The organism is Aurantimonas marina (assembly GCF_017183135.1).
GTDB lineage: Bacteria > Pseudomonadota > Alphaproteobacteria > Rhizobiales > Rhizobiaceae > Aurantimonas > Aurantimonas marina.
This window is the reverse complement of the sequence record NZ_JADDXW010000003.1, coordinates 25505-44779: the sequence shown is the minus strand read 5'-3', so window position 1 is coordinate 44779 and position 19275 is coordinate 25505. Positions and strand designations below refer to the sequence as shown.

Annotated in this window: 17 protein-coding genes; 3 read left to right on the top strand and 14 right to left on the bottom strand. The window is 66.2% G+C overall.

Annotated elements, in window-relative coordinates; genetic code table 11:
- Positions 1-37: 37 nt before the first annotated feature.
- The 3 genes from ING15_RS04550 to ING15_RS04540 form a co-directional block, all read right to left on the bottom strand.
- A complete protein-coding gene (locus ING15_RS04550; protein ID WP_206453611.1) occupies positions 38-3508 on the bottom strand; it encodes an error-prone DNA polymerase in 3471 nt (1156 codons plus the stop codon).
- A complete protein-coding gene (locus ING15_RS04545) occupies positions 3505-4980 on the bottom strand; it encodes a DinB/UmuC family translesion DNA polymerase (protein WP_206453832.1) in 1476 nt (491 codons plus the stop codon). Before ING15_RS04545 ends, ING15_RS04550 begins: the two co-directional genes overlap by 4 nt.
- 160 nt (positions 4981-5140) lie before the next feature.
- Entirely contained in the window at positions 5141-6115 is a 975-nt protein-coding gene (locus tag ING15_RS04540) for an ImuA family protein (RefSeq protein WP_206453610.1), read from the bottom strand.
- Positions 6116-6318: 203 nt separating this feature from the next.
- Between ING15_RS04540 and ING15_RS04535 the strand changes: the two genes are divergently transcribed.
- Together ING15_RS04535 and ING15_RS04530 are read left to right on the top strand one after the other, a co-directional pair.
- On the top strand, positions 6319-6600 hold the full coding sequence (locus ING15_RS04535) for a type II toxin-antitoxin system RelE/ParE family toxin (RefSeq protein WP_206453609.1): 282 nt from the start codon (positions 6319-6321) through the stop codon (positions 6598-6600).
- 37 nt (positions 6601-6637) lie between these two features.
- Positions 6638-6949, top strand: a complete 312-nt coding sequence (locus ING15_RS04530) for a HigA family addiction module antitoxin (RefSeq protein WP_206453608.1) — start codon at positions 6638-6640, stop codon at positions 6947-6949.
- Between the two features lie 50 nt (positions 6950-6999).
- Here ING15_RS04530 and ING15_RS04525 read toward each other — a convergent pair whose 3' ends face one another.
- From ING15_RS04525 to ING15_RS04490, 8 genes are all read right to left on the bottom strand, one after another.
- The gene (locus ING15_RS04525) at positions 7000-7812 is read right to left on the bottom strand and encodes a metallophosphoesterase family protein (protein ID WP_206453607.1); all 813 of its coding nucleotides are present in this window, start codon (positions 7810-7812) and stop codon (positions 7000-7002) included.
- Positions 7809-8645 (bottom strand): 4'-phosphopantetheinyl transferase family protein, encoded by an 837-nt coding sequence (locus tag ING15_RS19385; RefSeq protein WP_206453606.1) that lies wholly within the window; start codon positions 8643-8645, stop codon positions 7809-7811. The genes ING15_RS04525 and ING15_RS19385 overlap by 4 nt, the downstream gene beginning before the upstream one ends.
- A gap of 229 nt (positions 8646-8874) precedes the next feature.
- Positions 8875-9537, bottom strand: a complete 663-nt coding sequence (locus ING15_RS04515) for an SH3 domain-containing protein (RefSeq protein WP_206453605.1) — start codon at positions 9535-9537, stop codon at positions 8875-8877.
- 97 nt (positions 9538-9634) lie between these two features.
- Positions 9635-10588, bottom strand: a complete 954-nt coding sequence (gene gshB / locus ING15_RS04510) for a glutathione synthase (RefSeq protein ID WP_206453604.1) — start codon at positions 10586-10588, stop codon at positions 9635-9637.
- 124 nt (positions 10589-10712) lie between these two features.
- Complete coding sequence (locus ING15_RS04505) at positions 10713-11738, bottom strand: glucokinase (protein WP_206453603.1); 1026 nt, start codon at positions 11736-11738, stop codon at positions 10713-10715.
- A gap of 83 nt (positions 11739-11821) precedes the next feature.
- On the bottom strand, positions 11822-12826 hold the full coding sequence (gene mepA / locus ING15_RS04500; RefSeq protein ID WP_206453602.1) for a penicillin-insensitive murein endopeptidase: 1005 nt from the start codon (positions 12824-12826) through the stop codon (positions 11822-11824).
- A 146-nt stretch (positions 12827-12972) separates the two neighbouring features.
- Positions 12973-13959 carry a Gfo/Idh/MocA family protein gene (locus tag ING15_RS04495; RefSeq protein WP_206453601.1) on the bottom strand — a complete coding sequence of 329 codons (987 nt, stop codon included), beginning with the start codon at positions 13957-13959 and terminating at the stop codon, positions 12973-12975.
- 91 nt (positions 13960-14050) lie between these two features.
- The gene (locus ING15_RS04490; RefSeq protein ID WP_206453600.1) at positions 14051-15052 is read right to left on the bottom strand and encodes an adenosine kinase; all 1002 of its coding nucleotides are present in this window, start codon (positions 15050-15052) and stop codon (positions 14051-14053) included.
- A gap of 138 nt (positions 15053-15190) precedes the next feature.
- On the opposite strand from ING15_RS04490, the gene ING15_RS04485 reads away from it, so the two are divergent.
- On the top strand, positions 15191-15937 hold the full coding sequence (locus tag ING15_RS04485; protein ID WP_206453599.1) for a sulfate transporter family protein: 747 nt from the start codon (positions 15191-15193) through the stop codon (positions 15935-15937).
- A gap of 196 nt (positions 15938-16133) precedes the next feature.
- Here the strand turns inward: ING15_RS04485 and ING15_RS04480 are convergent, their stop codons facing one another.
- The 3 genes from ING15_RS04480 to nth form a co-directional block, all read right to left on the bottom strand.
- On the bottom strand, positions 16134-17078 hold the full coding sequence (locus ING15_RS04480) for a DUF4238 domain-containing protein (RefSeq protein WP_206453598.1): 945 nt from the start codon (positions 17076-17078) through the stop codon (positions 16134-16136).
- Positions 17078-17653: a hypothetical protein gene (locus tag ING15_RS04475; RefSeq protein WP_206453597.1), complete on the bottom strand. Its 576-nt coding sequence runs from the start codon at positions 17651-17653 to the stop codon at positions 17078-17080. Before ING15_RS04475 ends, ING15_RS04480 begins: the two co-directional genes overlap by 1 nt.
- An 801-nt stretch (positions 17654-18454) precedes the next feature.
- Positions 18455-19261, bottom strand: a complete 807-nt coding sequence (gene nth / locus ING15_RS04470; protein WP_206453596.1) for an endonuclease III — start codon at positions 19259-19261, stop codon at positions 18455-18457.
- Between the last annotated feature and the right edge of the window lie 14 nt (positions 19262-19275).

The window sequence follows — 19275 nt, the reverse complement described above, 5'->3', positions numbered from 1 at the left end:
CGGCGAAGGATCGCAGGATGGCGAATGGGCGAATCGTTTACTGAAAATTCCGTCCTTTCGGCAGCACCTGCTGTACGGCGCGATGGGCAATTCCCAGACGATGCGCCCGACCGCGCTGCTCGTCGACTGGCCGGTGTATCTCCTCGGCCCGGGCAAGAGCCGAGACGAGCGGATCGGCGGCTTGGACATTCTCCCTGGTCGTTGCCGCGATCGGGGCCGCTTCTCGATCGCGGGAGGAGGGGCGTAGCGGATGCTTGACGTGGTCGGCGGGAGCGATGCCGCCGATCACCGGGGCCTCGCCATTGGCGATCGGCATCAGCAGCGGCGTCAGATCCTCGATGGCGTCGGCGACGACGTGGATCACGCCGCGATCGGACTGCATCCGCCCCGTAACCTCGACGAAGCGCGCTCCGAGCACGACCGGGCGGAAGCGCTCGAAGATTTTCGGCCAGACGATGATGTTGGCGATGCCGGTCTCGTCCTCGATGGTCATGAAGATCACACCCTTGGCCGAGCCCGGTCGCTGGCGGATGAGGACCAGGCCGGCGACGGTGACGCGGCTGCCCGAGCGTAGCGCCCCCAACCGCTCGTTAGCCCCAACGCGCCGTTGCCGGAGTTCTCCGCGCACGAAGGAGACCGGGTGCTCCTTCAGGGAGAGTGACAGGAATCGGTAGTCGTTGAACACCTCCTCGCCGACCGGCATCGGCGGCAGATGGGCGTCGGGCTCGGTTTGCAGATCCTTGGCCAAGGCCCGCTCGAACAGCGGCAGACGCTCGGCCGCGCCGTTCGGATCGAGCGCCCGGCAGGCCCACAGCGCGTCCCGGCGGCTGAGGCCGAGCGAGGCGAAGGCGTCGGCGTCGGCCAGCCGCTCGATCGTCGCGCGCCTCAGCCCCGAACGCAGCCACAGATCGCGGATCGAATCGTAGCCCGGCCCCCGCGCCGCGACCAGCACCGCCATCTCCTCTGCGCCGAGTCCCTTGACCTGGCGAAAGCCGAGACGGACGGCGTGGCGGGTCCGGATGGCCTCCCGCATGTCCGAATGCCGGGCCTTCATGCCGCCGGGATCGAAGCGGGCCACCTCCAGCGTCTGGTCGAAGGCGGAATGATTGACGTCGACCGGCCGGATCTCGACGCCGTGCTCCCTCGCATCGCGCACGATCTGCGCCGGCGCGTAGAAGCCCATGGGCTGGGCGTTCAGAAGCGCGGCGGCGAAGACGTCCGGATAATGGCATTTCAGCCAGCAGGAGGCATAGACGAGCAGCGCGAAGGAGGCGGCGTGGCTTTCGGGAAAGCCGTATTCGCCGAAGCCCTCGATCTGCTTGAAGCAGCGCTCGGCGAAGTCGCGCTCATAGCCACGCGCGACCATGCCTTCGACCAGCTTCTTCTGAAAGGTGTGGATGGTGCCGACTCGGCGGAACGTCGCCATGGCGCGGCGCAATTTGTCCGCCTCGTTCGGCGTGAACCCCGCCGCGACGATGGCGATCCGCATCGCCTGTTCCTGGAACAGCGGCACGCCGAGGGTGCGGCCGAGCACCTCGCGCAATTCCTCCTTTGGATAGCTGACCGGCTCCAGCCCCATCTTGCGCCTCAGATAGGGGTGGACCATGTCGCCCTGGATCGGACCGGGCCGCACGATCGCCACCTCGATGACGAGATCGTAGAAGCATTCGGGCTTCAGCTTCGGCAGCATCGACATCTGCGCCCGGCTCTCGATCTGGAAGACGCCGAGCGTGTCGGCCCGCTGGGCCATCTGGTAGGTCGGCGCGTCGTCCACCGCCAGCGACAGATCGGCGAGGCTGAGCGTCACGCCGTAGTGGCTTTCAAGCAGATCGAAGCCGCGGCGCAGGCACGACAGCATGCCGAGGGCGAGGATGTCGATCTTCAGGATACCGAGCGCGTCGAGATCGTCCTTGTCCCATTCGACGATGGAGCGCCCATCCATGCCGGTATTGAGGACCGGCACGACCTCGTCAATACGGCCCCTGGTGATGACGAAGCCGCCGACATGCTGCGACAGATGACGGGGGAAGCCGGCGAGTTCGGCGGCGAAATGGAGGACGTTCGCCGTGGTGGGATCGCTCGCGGCCAGACCTGCGGCAGCGGCTTCACGTTCCCCGAGGTCGGAGGAGTGATAGCCCCAGACCGAACCGGACAGCGCCGAGACGGCGTCTTCCGACAGGCCGAAGGCCTTGCCGACCTCGCGCGCGGCCGAACGAGCGCGATAGGTGATGACGGTGGCGGCGATGGCGGCGTTGTCGCGGCCGTAATGCTCGTAGATGTACTGGATCACCTCCTCGCGGCGCTCGTGCTCGAAATCGATGTCGATGTCGGGCGGCTCGCGTCGGTCCGACGAGATGAACCGCTCGAACAGAAGCCCCGCGCGCTCGGGCGAGACCTCGGTGATGCCGATGCAGAAGCACACCACCGAATTGGCCGCCGAGCCGCGCCCCTGGCACAAAATGCCCTTTGAACGGGCGAATTCGACGATGTGGTGGACGGTGAGGAAATAGGGCTCGTATTTCAGCTCGGCGATGATCTGAAGCTCGTAGTCGATCTGCCGGGTGACGCTCGCCGGAACGCCTTGCGGATAGCGCCATCTGGCGCCGTCATGGGCGAGAAAGCGCAGTTCTTCCGCCGGGGTGCGGGCCAGCTTCAGCGCCTCGTCGGGATATTCGTAGCGCAGACTCTTCAGGTCGAAATCGAGTTCGGCGAGGAAGTGGTTGGCGGTCTCGACCGCCCAGGGATAGGCGCGAAACAGCCGCGCGATCTCGTCCGGGGCCTTCAAATGCCGCTCGGCGTTGCGCGACAGCAAACGCCCCGCTTCGGCGAGCGGCACATGCGCGCGGATCGCGGTCATCACGTCCTGCAGCCGCCGGCGGCCCGGCGCATGATGGAAGACCTCGTTGGTCGCCATCAGCGGCGTGCCGCAGTGCTCCGCGAGGCGGGCGGCGCGGGCGAGTCGCCGCTGGTCGAGCCCGTCATGGGCCGGCGCGGCGGCGAGACGCACGGCGCCCGGAAAGGTCGACGCGAGCGCGTGGAGGGTGCTGGCGAGGCGGACTTCGGTGCGGTCCGCCTCGCTTTTCTCGTCGTGGCCAAGCCCTGCCGGGACCATGACGGCAAGGTTGAGGCCCGCGCCCCATTCGAGCAAGTCCGGTAGATGAAGGACGCAGTCGCCCTTGCGGGTTCTGAGGTTGCCGAGGCTGAGCAGGCGGCAGAGCCGACCCCAGCCGGCACGACCGCGCGGATAGGCCAGCATGTCGGGGGTGTCGTCGGAAAAGACCAGCCGGGCACCGGGCGCATAGGCAAGCCCCGCCTCCCTGGCCGCCTGATGGGCGCGTACCACCCCGGCGACGGTGTTGCGGTCGGCGAGACCGATACCGGTAAGGCCGAGGCGGCGGGCGGTGACGACCAGCTCCTCCGGCTGCGAGGCGCCGCGCAGGAAGGAAAAGCAACTGGCGACGCCCAGCTCGGCGAAGGCGGGCTGAGGCCCGTGGCGCACGGGTGTCATGCGAAGAACCCGTGCAGATACCAGGCCGGTCGCGGGGCCGGCCGCTGCCATTCGGGATCGACGGCGGGGTCCGTGAAACCTTCTCGGAACAGCCAGAAGCGGCGGCCGTCGGCATCCTCGATCCGGTAATAGTCGCGCGCGGCTTCGCCCGCGTCCCGCCACCATTCGGCGCCGATCCGCTCCGGCCCCTCGGCCCGGCGCACGACATGCAGCGCCCGGCGCCAGCGAAATTGCAGCGGCGCGCCGTCCGGCACCTCGAAGCTCGCTTCGATCGGTTCCGGCATGGTGAGTAGCCGGACCGGCCGGGGGGCGCCAGCCGGCGCAAGGCTCTGCCGGGTCGCGGAACCATGGGCCTCGCCGGCGCTCACCGGCCGCCAATGTTCGGCCCGCTCCGGCCAATGGCTGTCGGCGGCTTCCATCCGCAGGACGTTTCCCTCGCCAAGCCGGGCGCCGAGCCGGTCGACGAGGCCGCCGAAAGCGTCGATGGCCGCGTCGGCGCCGGACAGATCCGTCTGCACATCCGGCATCGGCGCGGCTTCGAACACCGCCAGCTTGACGAGATCGTAGCCATAGCCGGCGTCGAACTCTTCGCCGAGGCCCTTCATGCGTTCGCGGAACAGGCGCTGCACATGGCCCGGCTCGCGCACCGGCCGCGAGGCGCCGACGGCGAGCCGGTTGACCTGTCCGTCGACGCGAAACAGCGACAGTTCCAGCCGCCGGGCGCCGACGCCGCGGCGCGCCAGATCGTCCCGCAACCGTTCGGCGAGGAGGAAAAGGACGCGCTCGACATCCTCGATGCGGCTGATCGGCTCGAACAGCCGGCGCTCGGCGGCAAGCGCGGGGACCGGCCGGCGCGGACTGATCGGCCGGAAAACCCGGCCAGCCGCCGCGTCGAGACGGGTCAGAAGGTCTTCACCGAAGCGGCGGGTCAAGCCGGCGCGGGGCAAGGACAACAGCGATCCGATCGTCTTGAGGCCGAGCCGCCGCAGCATAGCGGTCAGCGTCGCATCGAGCCGCAGCGCGGCGACGGGCAAAGGTGCGATCGCAGCCTGTTCCCCGCCCGCCGCAACGATGCGGGAGGCGCCGTGGCCGACCAGAGCAAGCGCCGTGCCGGCATGGCTGGCGATCGCGGCGGCCGCCGCGAAACCCTGCTGGAACAGACGGGCGAGGAGGTCGTCCAACAAGGCTTTTTCGCCGCCGAACAGATGGGCGCAGCCGGAAATGTCGAGGATGAGACCGCGCGGCGGGTCGAGGGCGACGAGCGGCGTGTAGCGGTCGCACCAGTCGGCAAGGGCGGTCAAAAGCCGCGCGTCAGCCGCCGGATCGGCGAGGAGGACGTCGAGACCGGGAAACCGCGCCCGCGCCTCGGCCAGGCCGATCCCCGGCGACAGCCCGTCGGCCTCGGCCTGCTCGCAGAGGGCGGCGATCCGGTTGGCATTGGCGGTCGTCTCGTACAGCGCCAGCGGCGCCATTGGTGCTTCGACCCTGCCCTGATTCAAGGTGAATGAAGCCTCGACGCAACCGTAGGTTTCGTAGCGCACGCGGTTCGGCGGCCGCAGGACGGTATCGAGCCGATCACGATCGATCCCGGTCTTGCCCGGCTCCGAGGACAGGCGTCTGGGTGCGCCGTCGTCACGACGCGCGCTGGAGCGCCACGAGCGCCCCAACGTCTCGCGCCGGATCCGGTCGGTCGGCAGGCGCGGTAGCGAAAGAGCGAGAAAGCGCGGCTGCACGCTCTGGGCGAAGCGGGTCGAAACGTCGCTCATGGGGATTCCACTCCAGACAAAAATGCCGCGGCCGGCCATCGCGGGATTTTTCGACCGTGACGGCGAACACCGGATGGCCGATGAGCTTTTGATGATCGGCAAGGTCGGGAACGAAAGCCGCCGGCGCGGGTCGCACGCGCAACCTGAGCGGCGCCGCCGTCGCTTCGGCGCGGGCGCTCTGGCGCAGAAGCAGGAACGGCAGGCCGGCCTCGCGGGCGCGAAAATGCAACCGCCGCGTGCCGTCGAGGCTGAGCCGCGCCGGATTGCCGCGCACTTCCAGGATCGCCATCGCCAGCGCCGACGAGGCGGCGGACTCCTCGCCGGCCCAGGCCGCGTCCTCCAGCCGGCGGGTCCGCACGAGGCACAGCGCGCTCGGGTCGAGGCCGAAGCCGGCAAGGCCCGGCTGATAGGGCAGGCCCGCCTCCAGAAACGCCAGACTGTCGCCGATCCACAAAAGCGGCTTGTCCGGTCGGGCGCCGAAGCGGATCGCCAAAGCGAGCGCAAAGCCGGCCAACGTTCCGCCATTCCGCGTCTCGTCGAGATGGATTTCGGTCAGGCCGGCGGCCGGAAAGCCGCCGCCGAGCGCCGCATCCGCCGCCGCGCAGCCGAGGGAATGCAGTGTGATCGCGCTGCGCCGCGCCGGCTTTTCCGCCTTCGCCGCCGCAGACTCGTCCGGTCGCTCCAGACGGGCGGCCGGTTGCCCCTCGATCCGGGCGATCTGGTCCCGCAACCGAATTAGGGTTGGATTCCTGGACCCTGTCACCGCGTCATTCGCCGCGGACAGCGCCCGCGCCGAGGGGGAGTCCGCCGGCCGGGCCGGCCAAGCATCGCTGACAGCCATAGGATCTCCTTCGGCCGCAAGGAGTTACGGCCGTTCCGCCTCTGCGAAAGAGGTTTTGTTCCTGATATGTTCCCATAGATTCCAGAGGGGAATGGGAGAGTCAAGCGAGGCGTTGTGCGATTATTTTCCTGTCCTATTGAATGGCGGGTGTACTTGACGACCGGCATTGTATCGGTAAATGATACAGCGCTTCAGGAGCGGCGATGATCGTTTCATACAAGGGCAAGACGGTCGAAGCTGTTGCCGCGGGCAGGGCAATCAAAGGATTTCCGGCTGATCTCGTCACGCGTGCCGAGCGCCGTTTGCGGGCTGTCGCGAATGCGATCCAATTGGATGATCTTCGCTCTCCACCCGGCAACCGTCTCGAAAAATTGTCCGGGGATCGCACTGGACAGCATTCGATCCGCATCAACGATCAATGGCGCATCTGCTTTAGATGGGCCGAGAGAGGCGCCGAAGATGTCGAAATCGTCGACTATCACTGATCCCGTTTATGCCTCGGCAACCGCCAAGGAGGGCAGAATGGCCTTGCAGTTCGCTCGCCCCATCCACCCCGGCGAATTCCTCCGGGAGGAATATCTGGTTCCGCTGAACATGAGCGCCGGCGCGCTGGCCAGGCAGCTTCGTCTTCCGCGAACCCGTATCGAGCGGATCGTCAAGGAAGAGGTCGGAATCACGCCGGATACGGCGCTGCGCCTGGGGCGCTATTTCAACACGACCCCGCAGTTCTGGATGAATTTTCAGCAGGCCTATGAGTTGGAGACGCAGGCCGCGAAGCTGGCCGAGGAACTAGAATCCATCAAGCCCTTGCCGGTCGGGCCTATGGCTGCCTGAGGGTCGCGTCCGGCCGTTCGGCGCCCGGACACAGCTTGTCCCGTCCGCCCCTACACTCGCACCCGCCGCACCGCGTCGTCCGGTTCGATGCGGCCGTGCCATTGCTTGGGATAGCCGAGCGAGACCTCCTCGAAGGCGACGCCATCGATGTCGCGGCTGGAACGGATGTGGATGTGGCCGGAGATCACCGCGCGGGCGGCAAAGCGGGTGTGCCAGTCCTCGGTGCGCCGCGTCCCGCACCACAGTGAAAAGCGCGGAATGCGCGGCAGCCGGGCGAGTTCCTCACGCAGCGGCCAGTGATTGATCAGCACCGTCGGCAGCCCGTCGTCGAGCGCTTCCAGCCGTCGCTCGGTGAGGTCGCAGCGCGCCGCGCACCAGTCGCTTCGGCTGGCGAAGGGCGCCGGCGACAGAAACTGCTCGTCGGCGCAGCGAATGCCCGCTTCTCGCGCCCAGGCGACGGCTCCGTCCAGCGGCACATGATCCGGCCGGAACGAATAATCGTAAAGCAGGAACATCGGCACGATCCGCACGCGCGTCCCGTCGATCGCGGCAACCGGATAGGGATCTTCGGGCGTCAGTACGCCGCGCTCGCGGCAACGTTCCACGAAACGCTCATAGCGCGCCTCGCCGCGAAGGGCGGTTCCGCGCGAGGCGACCGACCAGAGCTCGTGATTGCCCGGCACCCAGACGAGCTGCTTGAATTTCGGCTGCAGGGCGTCGAACGCCAGATCGAGATGGCGTTCGGTCTCGCCGACGTCACCGGCCAGAATCAGCCAGTCGTCCGGCCGCGCCTTGATCCTGTGGAGCGCCTCGCGGTTGGTCGGATGCCCGAGATGCAGATCGCCGACGGCGAAAAGTTTCACGAGGCAGGCCCGCCCGTCTCCGCGCCATGAAGAAACGTCGCCTCCCCTGGCGGGACGGCGGGACGGAGCTCCTCGACGATCCCGGTCAGGGGCACCGTTCGGAAAAAGCGGATCGGGACGGCGGGACTGGCGGGCGAGACCGCCAGTGCCAGCCGGTGTTCGGCGGATATCAGCCGCCGGAGAAAGGTCCAGCGGACGGGGTCGTCCGGGCAACTCGGCGCGAAGCCGATCGTCGGCGCTTCGCCGGTCAGATCGAAGCAAAAGCCGTCGAGCGGCAACGCCAGCCCCATGCCGCGCGCCTTGATATAGGCCTCCTTGAGGGTCCAGAAGGCGAAGAAGCGCTCGCGAATGGCCGGGCCTTCGGCGGCGCGCACATATGACGCCTCGGCCGGTGCGAAATAGCGGCCGGCGAGGTCGCGGACGGCGCTGTCGCGGCTGACCGTCTCGACGTCGACGCCGAGATCGCAATGCCGGGCGACCGCGAGCGCGGCGACGCCGCGGGTGTGCGACAAGTTGAAGGTCAGGCCGTCATCGTCGCCGCCGGAAATCTCCGGGCGACCGTAGCGGTTCGCCGTAAAGCACCAGGATTCGGGTGCGACGGGCCGGTAGCGTGACAGGGTTGTGCGCACCAGTGCCTTGCCGACCAGAAATTCTTCCCGCGCTCCATCGACGCGGTAGCGCTTGTAACGCTGGCACTCGTCCGCATCGAGAAGCGCGCGATAGGGCGCGTGCAGAGCCGGCGCGACCTCGGGCATGAAAGTCAGCCAGACGTCGATGCCGTCAGGCGGCGGTCGCTTCGCATGGGTGGCGGCGTCGCGGTGGGCTGGTTGCAAGGGCGCTCCTCGTCAATCGCGGCTGCTCGCGCATGGCACGACCTGGAACCGTCAACGCCGTTGGCTGTGAGCGCCGGACCGTAGGGATCCCAGCTTATCGATCGGTTCACCGAAGGTGAAGGCACCGCGGGGGCGCTTCCAATCGCCGGTGATCCGTCTTGCCGGAGGACGAGATAGGGAAACGAGGCGCGGGCGTGCCCGCGCCTCGGCGATGTCGGGAGAACAGGGGTCAGTCGACCCGGTAGAGCGGCACCACGGGATCGCGGCGATCGTCGGATGGTGAGATCCGGCGCTCGTTGCGCCTCTCGATCCGGATGTCGTCGCGGCGCTCGCGGCGGAACTCGCGGCGATCGTCTCGGCGGTCCTCCCGGCGCAACTCGCGCCGGATTTCACGGCGACGCTCCGAACGCTGGTCGCGACGGACATCGTCGCGATCGTCGAAGCGGTCGCGCTCCTCGAAGCGATCCCTGTCCCGGCGGTAGCGCGGGCCGTAGATGCCGTCATAGCGATCGCGCTCGCGATAGAAGCGGCGGGCGCGATAATGGTCGTCCCAATAGCCGCCGATGGAGAAGCTGATCACCGGCGCCTCGATCGCGCGGATCGCGCGTTCGCCGGTGTAGCGCCGGTTACCTCCGGCATAGGCAAGGTAGTTCGACGACATCCAGCCGCGCTGGCCGTCATAGCCGACGTCGCACCAGGAGCGGTTCTGCAGGCAACCGTAGACGCGGACCTGATCGCCGCCGCCGACGACGTCGACCGCCGGGTAGCGGGTTGAGGGGCCAGCGCGCAGATTGACGTCGGCGGTGGCGATGGCGCGCGCCGCGGCGTCGGCCGTCGCTGGGAGTGCGAAACTGCCGACGACGGCGAGCAGTCCGAGAAGCATCTTGTTCATGGCATTTCCTCGCGAAACCGAGATGAAGATCTGTTGTCGCGGAAGAGTAAGCCATAGCCAGTCCGAACGGTTCCGGAACGGCGTTGTTATCTCCCGTTCAGAATGCGGGGGCTCGGCGCCTGGCTTCGATCGCGTCCCACAGCAGCGCGGCGATGTCGGCGCCGCCGAAGCGTTTGACCTCGCGGATGCCGGTCGGGGAGGTGACGTTGATCTCTGTCAGATAGTCGCCGATGACATCGATACCGACGAACAGGAGGCCGCGTTCCTTGAGCGCCGGACCGATCCGTTCGCAGATCTCCCGTTCGCGCGTCGTCAGCTCCGTTGCCGTGGCGGTACCGCCCACATGCATGTTGGAGCGCGTGTCGGTTTCGGCGGGAACCCGGTTGATGGCGCCGGCATACTCACCATCGACGAGGATGATGCGCTTGTCGCCCTTGCGCACGTCATCGAGATAGCGCTGCACGATGTACGGCTCACGGAACAGGACTCCGAAGGTTTCCATGAACGACGTCAGGTTGCGGTCGTCTTTCCTCAGATGGAAGACGCCGGCGCCGCCATTGCCGTAGAGCGGCTTCATGACGATTTCGCCGAATTCGGCGCGGAAAGCGGCGACCTCCTCTGGGTCCTTGGTGATCAGCGTCTCCGGCATCAGGTCGGAAAATTCCATGACGAAGATCTTCTCCGGCGCATTGCGTACCGAGGCCGGGTCGTTGACCACCAGCGTCTTCGGGTGGACGCGCTCCAGAATGTGGGTGGAGGTGATGTAGGCCATGTCGAAGGGCGGATCTTGCCGCAACAGGACGACGTCCATTTCGGAGAGAGAGATCTTCCGGGACGGTCCGAGGCTGAAATGGTTGCCCTCTTCCTCGCGCAGCTCCATCGCCTCGACCCGCGCAGTGACCTGGCCGCCGCGCATCGACAGCTGCTCCGGCGTATAGTGGAACAGTTGGTGGTCGCGGTTCTGCGCCTCGAGACAGAGCGCGAAGGTGGAATCGCCCTTGATCGAGATCGAGGCGACATGGTCCATCTGGACCGCGACTTTGAGCGCCATGCGGGCTGTCCTTTGCGTTTGAAACAGCGTGTGTCGAACGCGACGTAGTGCCTTGCCGACCGGCTGGCAAATCCGGCGCGTCGCCTGCGGCTGTCGACCGGGGGCCCGGCCCGAACACGGAGCGTCAGGCGACCCAGCGCCGCCCGGTCGTCTCGAGACCGAAAAAGCGCGGCGTACGGGCGTATGTAGCGAGACCCGCGAGCGCGGCGAGCGGCTCGGTGACGACGAAGAGCGGAATCTCGCGCATCAGCTCACTGTGCGGCGCCTTGTCCTCGAAGGCGGCGCGGAGCTGATCGGACTTGAGGATCGGGATGATGCGCTGGAAGATGCCGCCGGCGATGAAGACGCCGCCGCGCGCCATGAAGATCAGCGCCAGATCACCGGCAACACGACCGAGATAGGTGGCGAACAGATCGACCGCCTCGGTCGAGAGCGGGTCCTTCTGGTTGACCGCGGCTTCGGTGATCTCGGCCGGCGTGGCGTGGACTGGCTCTGCCCCGTCCGCCGCCACGATGGCGCGGTAGAGATTGACCAGCCCGCGTCCGCACAGCACCTGTTCGCCCGAAATCCGACCCTCGATGGTCTCCAGATGCGGCCAGATCGCCAGATCCCGTTCGGTGCGTGGTCCAAGGTCGATGTGGCCACCTTCGCCGGCGACCGGAATCCACATGTTGCGGGCCCTGACGAGGCCGGCCACGCCGAGGCCGGTTCCCGGGCCGACGACCGCCCGGCTGGCGCCCTCATGGACCTCGCCGCCGCCGATCTTCATCCGTGACTGCTCGCCCAGCGCGGAGATCGCCAGCGCCTGTGCCTCGAAGTCGTTGACGACGATCACCTCCTGGATGCCGAGCTCGCTCAGCATCTGTTGGGGACGGATCACCCAGGGCGCGTTGGTCAGGTCGATCTCGTCGCCGTCGATCGGCCCCGCGACGGCCAGCACCGCCGACTTCGGCTGCACCGAGGTCTTGTCGAGCACGGTCTGCTGGATGGCGTCGTCGACCGACTCGAAATCGGCCGTCTTTATCACCGGGAACATCTTGGGTTCGGCGAAGGAATCGAGAAGCAACGCGAAGCGAGCATTGGTGCCGCCGATGTCGCCGATGAGGATCGGAAATTTCAACGCCTCCGCGCCGTCACGCCGTTGTTCCATCAGATGCCCGCTAATCGACTCGTATGCCAATCGACATAGGACACTGCCGTGACGAACGCAAAACAAACCCGATGCCGCGAGCCTCAGTTCGCCGGGCGAGTCGTGGGAATCGGCACCGAGCCGGCCGGCGCATAAGCGAGCCCGACGGAAGCCGGTACGGCCCTCGCGCTCGATGCCGCGATCATGCTGCCCGTCGAGCCCATCGCCGGCGCGTTCGCCACCGCGCGGCACTGTTTCGGCATGTCGGCCAGCGTCATCTCCGGCTTGGGCTTTGCCGGCTTGGCGTTCGGCGGGGGCGGCTGCAGGGCGACGTCGAACCACCAGTCGAGATCGCCGCAGCCGTCGCCGCGGCCGGTGGATTTCTGTTCGGTGCAATCCGGCGATCCGGGCTGGCAGAACAGCCGCACATGAAAGTGCTCGTGATGGCCGTAATAGGGCCGCACCTTGTTGAGCCAGGCGCGGTCGCCGCCGGTCGTCTCGCAGAGCTTCTTCTTGATGCCGGGATGGACGAAGATCCGCTGCACCTTGGCGTCTTCGGCGGTAAGCTTGATCAGGTCGCGATAGCGGGCATTCCAGATCCGGTCGTCGACCTCGAAGCTGCCCTTCTTCAGGACCGACCGGAAGGGAAAGTCTTCCCGCGCCGCCTCGGTGAGGCGCTGTGTCGGCATCGGTTGCAGCCAGATATCGGCGTCGAGGCCGATCTGGTGCGAGCTGTGTCCATATGGCATCGGACCGCCGCGCGGCTGCGACATGTCGCCGACCAGGAGACCCGGCCAGATGCCGCGGCGCGCCGCTTCCCGGGACAGATTCTCGATGAAGGCCACCGTCGTCGGGTGGCCGTAATGCCGGTCGCGCGACAGGCGCATCGCCTGCCAGGTCGGGCCGTCGGCGGCAAGCTGCGCGCCGCCGGCGAGGCATCCCTTCGTGTAGAAGCCGAGGCTCTCCGACGGAAGCGCGGCGGCGCTGTGCTGGGCGCTGAAAACCTGTTTCGCGTTCGGCTCGGCGAACGCCTGTCCGGCCGCGGTCAGAAACGTCAGGGCGGCGGTGATGCCGGCTGCCGCGCGACGCGTGGGTGAAGCTGGCCGCATGGATGGTTCCTCGAACTGGATGACATCGTGGATACTACGCGGGTCGGATGGCCCCAGCCTTGCCGGGCAGTCCGCGCGAGGCAGCCTTGGGGTCACGATTGTGCTGACAATCTCGCGACAGGTTGTGCCGAATTGATGGCCGCCGGTCAGGCGACCGACACCCAGTCGCCGGTTTGCCCGGCCGCAAACAGGGCGTCGATCGCTGCCTGGTTGCGGCGGCTGGACTCCAGCGGGAAAACCCCGCCGTTCCCGTTCACCGCCTCGCCGAACGCCTCGACCTGCAGGCGGTATTGGTCGACGCCCGGAAAGCGGAAGGTCTGCGTCAGCCGGTGGCCGCGATCGTGCAGCAGCACCTTGTCGCCGTCGTAAAGGCTCGCATTGAACGGCGCGGCAAGCTCGATGAAGCCTTCGGTTCCGTGGAAGACGATCGTCTGGCGTTGCGCCATGCGGGTGCCGAGATAGACGCTCATCTCGAACTCGCCGAAGTCCACCGTGCCGGTCACGAAGGAATCGGTGCCGAATTCTTCGTCCGTCACGATTTTCGCCCGCACACGAACCGGTTCCATGCCGGTTGCGAAGCGCGACGTGACGAGCGGATAGACGCCGATGTCGCGCAGCGCGCCACCGCCCAGTTCCGGCCGATTGCGCATATTGGCGGGGTCGACATTGTGGTAGCTGAACGACGCCTCCACATGGATCAGCCGTCCGATCGCTCCGTCCGCGATGAGGTCGCGCACCTTCGCCCATTGCGGATGATAGGTGACCATGAAGGCTTCGGAGACGACGACGCCGGCGTCCTTCGCGGCCGCGATGATGCGCTCGATGTCCGTTGCGGTCATGCCCATCGGCTTTTCGCAGAGCACATGCTTGCCGGCGGCGATCGCCTTCAGGGTCCATTCCGTGTGCTGGGCCGTGGGCAGCGGCACATAGATCGCGTCGACATCGGGAGAGGCGAGCAGTTCGTCATAGCCGCCATAGGCGCGCGTGATGCCGAAGGCGGACGCGATCTCCCGAGCACGTTCGAGATCGCGGCTGGCGATCGCCGCCAGCGAGCCGTTCGTCGCCTTGCCGATCGCCGGCATCAGATGCTCGCGCGCGATCTTGGCGGTCGACAGGATTCCCCATTTCAGCATGACGCGTTCCCCTGCAGGCTGCGTTTGACGCCTCGAAAACCCGTTTCTACCACGCCGTGCCGTCGAGCGTGAGGGGAGCCGGTGACCGCCGTCAGCCGCCGAGCACCGCCTTCACCTCCGGCAGATCCTTCAACGGCGTCTGCGGACGCGGCCCGATCTGCCCGATGATGTGGCCGGCTGCGGCGACGCCCAACCTCGCGGAACGTTCGTGATCGAGCCCCATCGTATAGCCGCGCAGAAAACCGCTGGCGAAGAGGTCGCCCGCGCCGGTCGTGTCCACGACGTCCGCTATCGCCAGCGCCGGCACCGCAACGCGCTGGTCGCCCTCGACGACGATGCAGCCCTTCTCGCTACGGGTCACGGCGCAGAAGCCTTTGGTATCCTCCGCCAGCCGGTCGAGGGCGGTGCCCAGATCGTTCACCTCGTAGAGCGACAGCGCCTCGCTTTCATTGGCGAAGACGATGTCGACGGTGCCCGAGCGCATGAGGTCGAGGAATTCGTCGCGGTAGCGATCGACGCAGAACGCGTCGGACAGCGTCATAGCGACCTCGCGGCCGTTGTCGTGGGCGATCCGCGCCGCCTCGACGATCGCCTGCTTGGCGCGCGGCGGGTCCCACAGATAGCCCTCGAAATAGGTGACCTTCGCGGCCGCGACGACGGCGGGATCGATGTCCTCCGGGCCGAGCTCGACGCAGGCGCCGAGATAGGTGTTCATCGAGCGCTGGCCGTCCGGCGTGACCAGGATCATGGAGCGGGCGGTCGGCGGATGGCCGTCGAGCGGCCTGGTGGCGTAGTGGACGCCCAGCGCGCGGATGTCGTGGGCGAAGATCTCGCCGAGCTGGTCGTTGGAGACCTTGCCGACATAGGCGCCGGTTCCGCCGAGGCTGACGAGGCCGGCGACGGTGTTGCCGGCACTGCCGCCGGACATTTCGATACCGGGACCCATGACGCTATAGAGATGCTCGGCGCGCTCGGTATCAATCAGCGTCATGCCGCCCTTCTGGATCGCCTCGCGGTCGAGAAAACCGTCGTCGGCGCGCGCGATGATGTCGACGATCGCGTTGCCGATCGTGAGGACGTCGTAATCTGTCATGCTGGGGTCCGTCGTTGAAAATCGCGGCCTTCCTAGCGCGCGGGGCCCCGGTTGGCCAGACGCGCCGCCGATCCGGCCCCGTAGTTGCGGGCGCCAGCGCCGCTGCCTATCTCGCGGGGCGATGGAAAGGACGCACCGATGATCTTCGCCTCCGCCCGGCTGGCTTTCGCCGATATCTTCTCGGCCCCGTTTCGCGGCGCATTGTGGAAGGCGCTTGGGCTGACCGCCGTGGTGCTGGTCGCCCTGTGGTTCGGCATCGCGGCAATCGCCGAATGGATCGCGGTGCCGTTCCTATCCAATCTTTTCCCGGATGTCCCGGCCTGGGTCGATCAGGCGGGAACGCTGGCCGGCTGGGCGGCCGGCTTCGCCCTCGCCATCCTGCTGGCCTTCCTGATCGGGCCGATCAGCGCGGTCATCGCCAGCCTGTTTCTCGACGATGTGGCGGAGGTGGTCGAGGCGAACACCTATCCCGAGGTGGCGGCCGGGACGGCGATGCCGTTCGTGCCCGGCCTGATCCTGTCGGTGAAATTCTTCGGCGTGGTGATCCTCGGCAATCTGCTCGCCCTGGTTCTGCTGCTGGTGCCGGGGATCAACATCGCCGCCTTCTTCGTGGTCAACGGCTATCTGCTCGGCCGCGAATATTTCGAGTTCGCGGCGATGCGCTATCGCACGGAGGCGGAGGCCAAGGCGCTGCGCGGCCGCTACGGCACGACGGTGTTTCTGGCCGGCCTCCTCATCGCCGGTTTCCTCGCCGTGCCGCTGCTCAACATTTTCACGCCGCTCTTCGCGGCGGCGCTGATGGTGCATCTGCACCAGCGCGTCTCGCGCAAGGAGGGTGGCCTGATCGCAGCGCCGGCGGGGCCGGATCGACTGGCGCGGGGGTAAGCGGCCGCTTCGGGTGGGAAGCGGACTTGCAGGTTTCGGGCGGCGAAGCTAGGAAAGCGGCCGTTCAGGTGGCCGCCGCATTTCGACGGCAACGCGCTCCATATCGGTCATTGAGGCGGCCTACAGTGACTATTAAAAGTGGCTGCCGGCCTAACCGGATGGACACAGTCGATCAGGAAAGATGGTCAGATAGTAGTCAGGGCGTGGCGCTCGCACCAGCTTCCGCGTTCTTCTTGCGTCGGAAGCGGAGCAGGTATTCAAATAGGGTTGTCCGCGGCTTTGCTCCGAAGTGCTGGGCGATGAAGTCTTTCATGCCGTCATCCCGGGCGAACACGAACTTATTGGCCGCGCCGGCGATTGACCTGTTCAAACCCGCCACCCACTGGTCTGCCACTCGGGCGTCGATCCGGCGCTGAGTCGTCTCGTTGTTCACGGCCACGAACGCAGACTTTGGGCCGATCGGCAGAATGATGTAGGAGTCGTGCGCGGCGAATTCGTACCAGGTGATAAGCGGTCGGTCGCTCGTCAGGAACTCGGCCGGCCCGTCGATGGTACGCACGAACCATCGCATATTGTTTATCATCTCGCCGATAAGGGCATGGTCCATCAGGGTTCGCAGAACCGAGAGCATCCAGCTCCGCACTTCATCTGGAGAGCGCGAATCCATGTAGGCAGCAAATGTCGCTGGATCGTGCGGTCCCTTCTTGGCTTCGTAGGCCGCTTCAAGCTCCGGCATCTGCCGCGCCCACTCGTCGGCCAAACCCGTAGTGAGCGTTTCCAGATGGTCAGGCATGCGCATCATCAACGACATCAGAAACCGCGACCAGGCGCTCCGCAGGCGGGCTTCTTTCCTTATGGCCGGGTTGTCCGTCTCCAGCGCGATTAGAGCCTCGCTCGCAAGAGAATCGAGCGGCGACATGAAGCCACTTTCCATGGCTTGTGCGCTTTCTGCCGGAGTAGAATGGTCGGTGTACAGTAGGTCCTCTCCGCCAGAAACCTGTGGCGACACCCACTTCGTCGCGACCTTGTCGCCGTGCGGCTTGCTGAACCGGCGAAGTCGGCCGTCCTCTCCGGACCACCGCGACTGATAAAAGGCGGGCAGGTAGTGATGATAGAGCGGCACTTCGGGGGCGGCGATCACTAAAATTTCCCGGTTGCTAGTGAGCGGCCGAATTGCCGGGCACGTTCCTTCGACCATCCACGCGAGAGATGCGGAATCTTGATAATCTGCGCGCTCGTATTCAACCGGTCGACCGCGACATGGGCGTCGGCGCCATGGGCCACAATCAACTTGGGCTCGATGGCCTTGATGAGGAAGCGGAACGGCTCTGAACTTTGGTCCTTAAGTGCCAGTTCGGCCTTTGTCGCGCTTGCTCGGGCGAAGATGTTGGTCTCCAGAATTGGCGCTCCATCCGCTCCCTCTTCAATCCAGCCGAGACAACGCCGTGTGTTGCTGACGGCCGGACGGGACTTCTTGCCCGGTCTGAGCGGGCGCGTCCTGCGGTCCGCCAGGTAAGCCTGAAACCATGCCGCCTTGGCGAAACCGACACCGGTCTTCCAGTGATCCCAGAAATCGCCCGCCATTTCTGTAGCGGGATTGAAACCAACGAGGAATACATTGCATCTTAGCGGGGATCCCTGACATACGAATGGTCGGAGGTCCGTCGGTCGCCCGATCAGTTCGGCTAGGTTCTCCACGAATTCAGGCAGCGTCACAGCAATCCCTCCAGCGGAAGCTTACTAGCTGCACATCCAGCCCGATCAACAGCGTGACATCTGCAATGAACGGCGCCTCTTTCTCCGCGACCGCCATGCCGATTTTTTTTGCGGGCTCAGCGGCCGTACACGATACTATCATGATCGAAGAACAGGATCTTTACGACCACAGCGCTTCCGTCACCACCCCAGACAAGCCAGGATGACAACGAAAGCCCCGGACACGCCGGGGCTCAAATTGGTGTGGGGGGACGGCTTTCAGCCGCCCTTGCGGTACTCTCAGCAACCCTCAGCTCATACCCAATTCACGTTGGTAGCTTGGTCACTCACCCTTGCAGGCCCCACAGCACCGCGAGCGTCTCCAAACCAGTTTTATAGATGGCTTTCATGAGCCCCTCCTTCCAAAGGCCGAGATTGAAAAACAAGTCGACGCAGAGCCAGAGGGTGAACAACCAAGTTCCAAAATCTCCGAGGGCGATTCCAAGGGTCGTTGCTGCTGAGCCCTGAATTCGTCTAGCAAGATATAAGGGCGATGACCGTGTTGTGCAAGGAAACCTCCACCGCGCTTAGCGTCCCCACCCACCTGCCCTGTGGGGAGCCGGAGGTTGGAGAAACCGGCGAACGTCGAGCTGATCCGGCCCCATTCCGCACTACCCTGGCTACATCTTGTATCGCGGGGAAGCCGAAATCCGGATGCCCTTGGGATGGCGGGTTTCGGGTCGCAGGCAAACCGAGCTGAAAGGCCGGTCTGGGTCGGAAATAGCCTTTCAAAGCTTGCCGCATGGTCTGGGTCGTTCGGTGTCAGCCCGACGCGGTCGGTTCCGGCAGGGGGCTGGGGGGCAACTCGCGCAGCGGCGCCGGAACGTCGCTCGTCTTGACATCCGCCTTGCAGAGATCGGCGATGACGCAGGCCTCGCAGTCGGGCTTGCGCGCCTTGCAGACATAGCGGCCGTGCAGGATCAGCCAGTGATGCGCGTGGCGGAGATAGGGCTTCGGGATGACCTTCAAGAGCCCGGCCTCCACCGCCTCCGGCGTCTTGCCGGGGGCGAGCTTCAGCCGGTTGCCGAGCCGCAGGATATGGGTGTCGACGGCGAGCGTATCCTCGCCGAAGGCTGAGTTGAGCACCACGCTGGCGGTCTTGCGGCCGACGCCCGGCAACGCTTCGAGCCCGGCGCGATCGCGCGGCACCTCGCCGCCATGCTGTTCCACCAGGGTCCGGGCTAGCGCCGCAACGTTCCTGGCCTTGTTGCGATAAAGCCCGATCGTGCGGATATGGCCGCGGATCGTGTCCTCGCCGAGGGCGGCCATCTTCCGCGGCGTGTCGGCGATCTGGAAGAGTTCGCGGGTCGCCTTGTTGACCCCGACATCGGTCGCCTGGGCCGACAGCACCACGGCGACGAGAAGGGTGAACGGGTTGGAGTGTTCCAGTTCCCCCTTCGGCTCCGGCCGCTGCACGGCGAAACGGCGGAAGATCTCCGCGATCTCGGCGCGCGTATAGGGAATGCGCCGCCGCCGGGCGGGCGGACGCTGCGCGGTTTGCGCTTGAGACGAAGCGTCGCTGCTCTTGCGCTTGACCAATCGGGGCGGTGCGACGATCTTTTCTGCCATGTCGGTCCTATAGC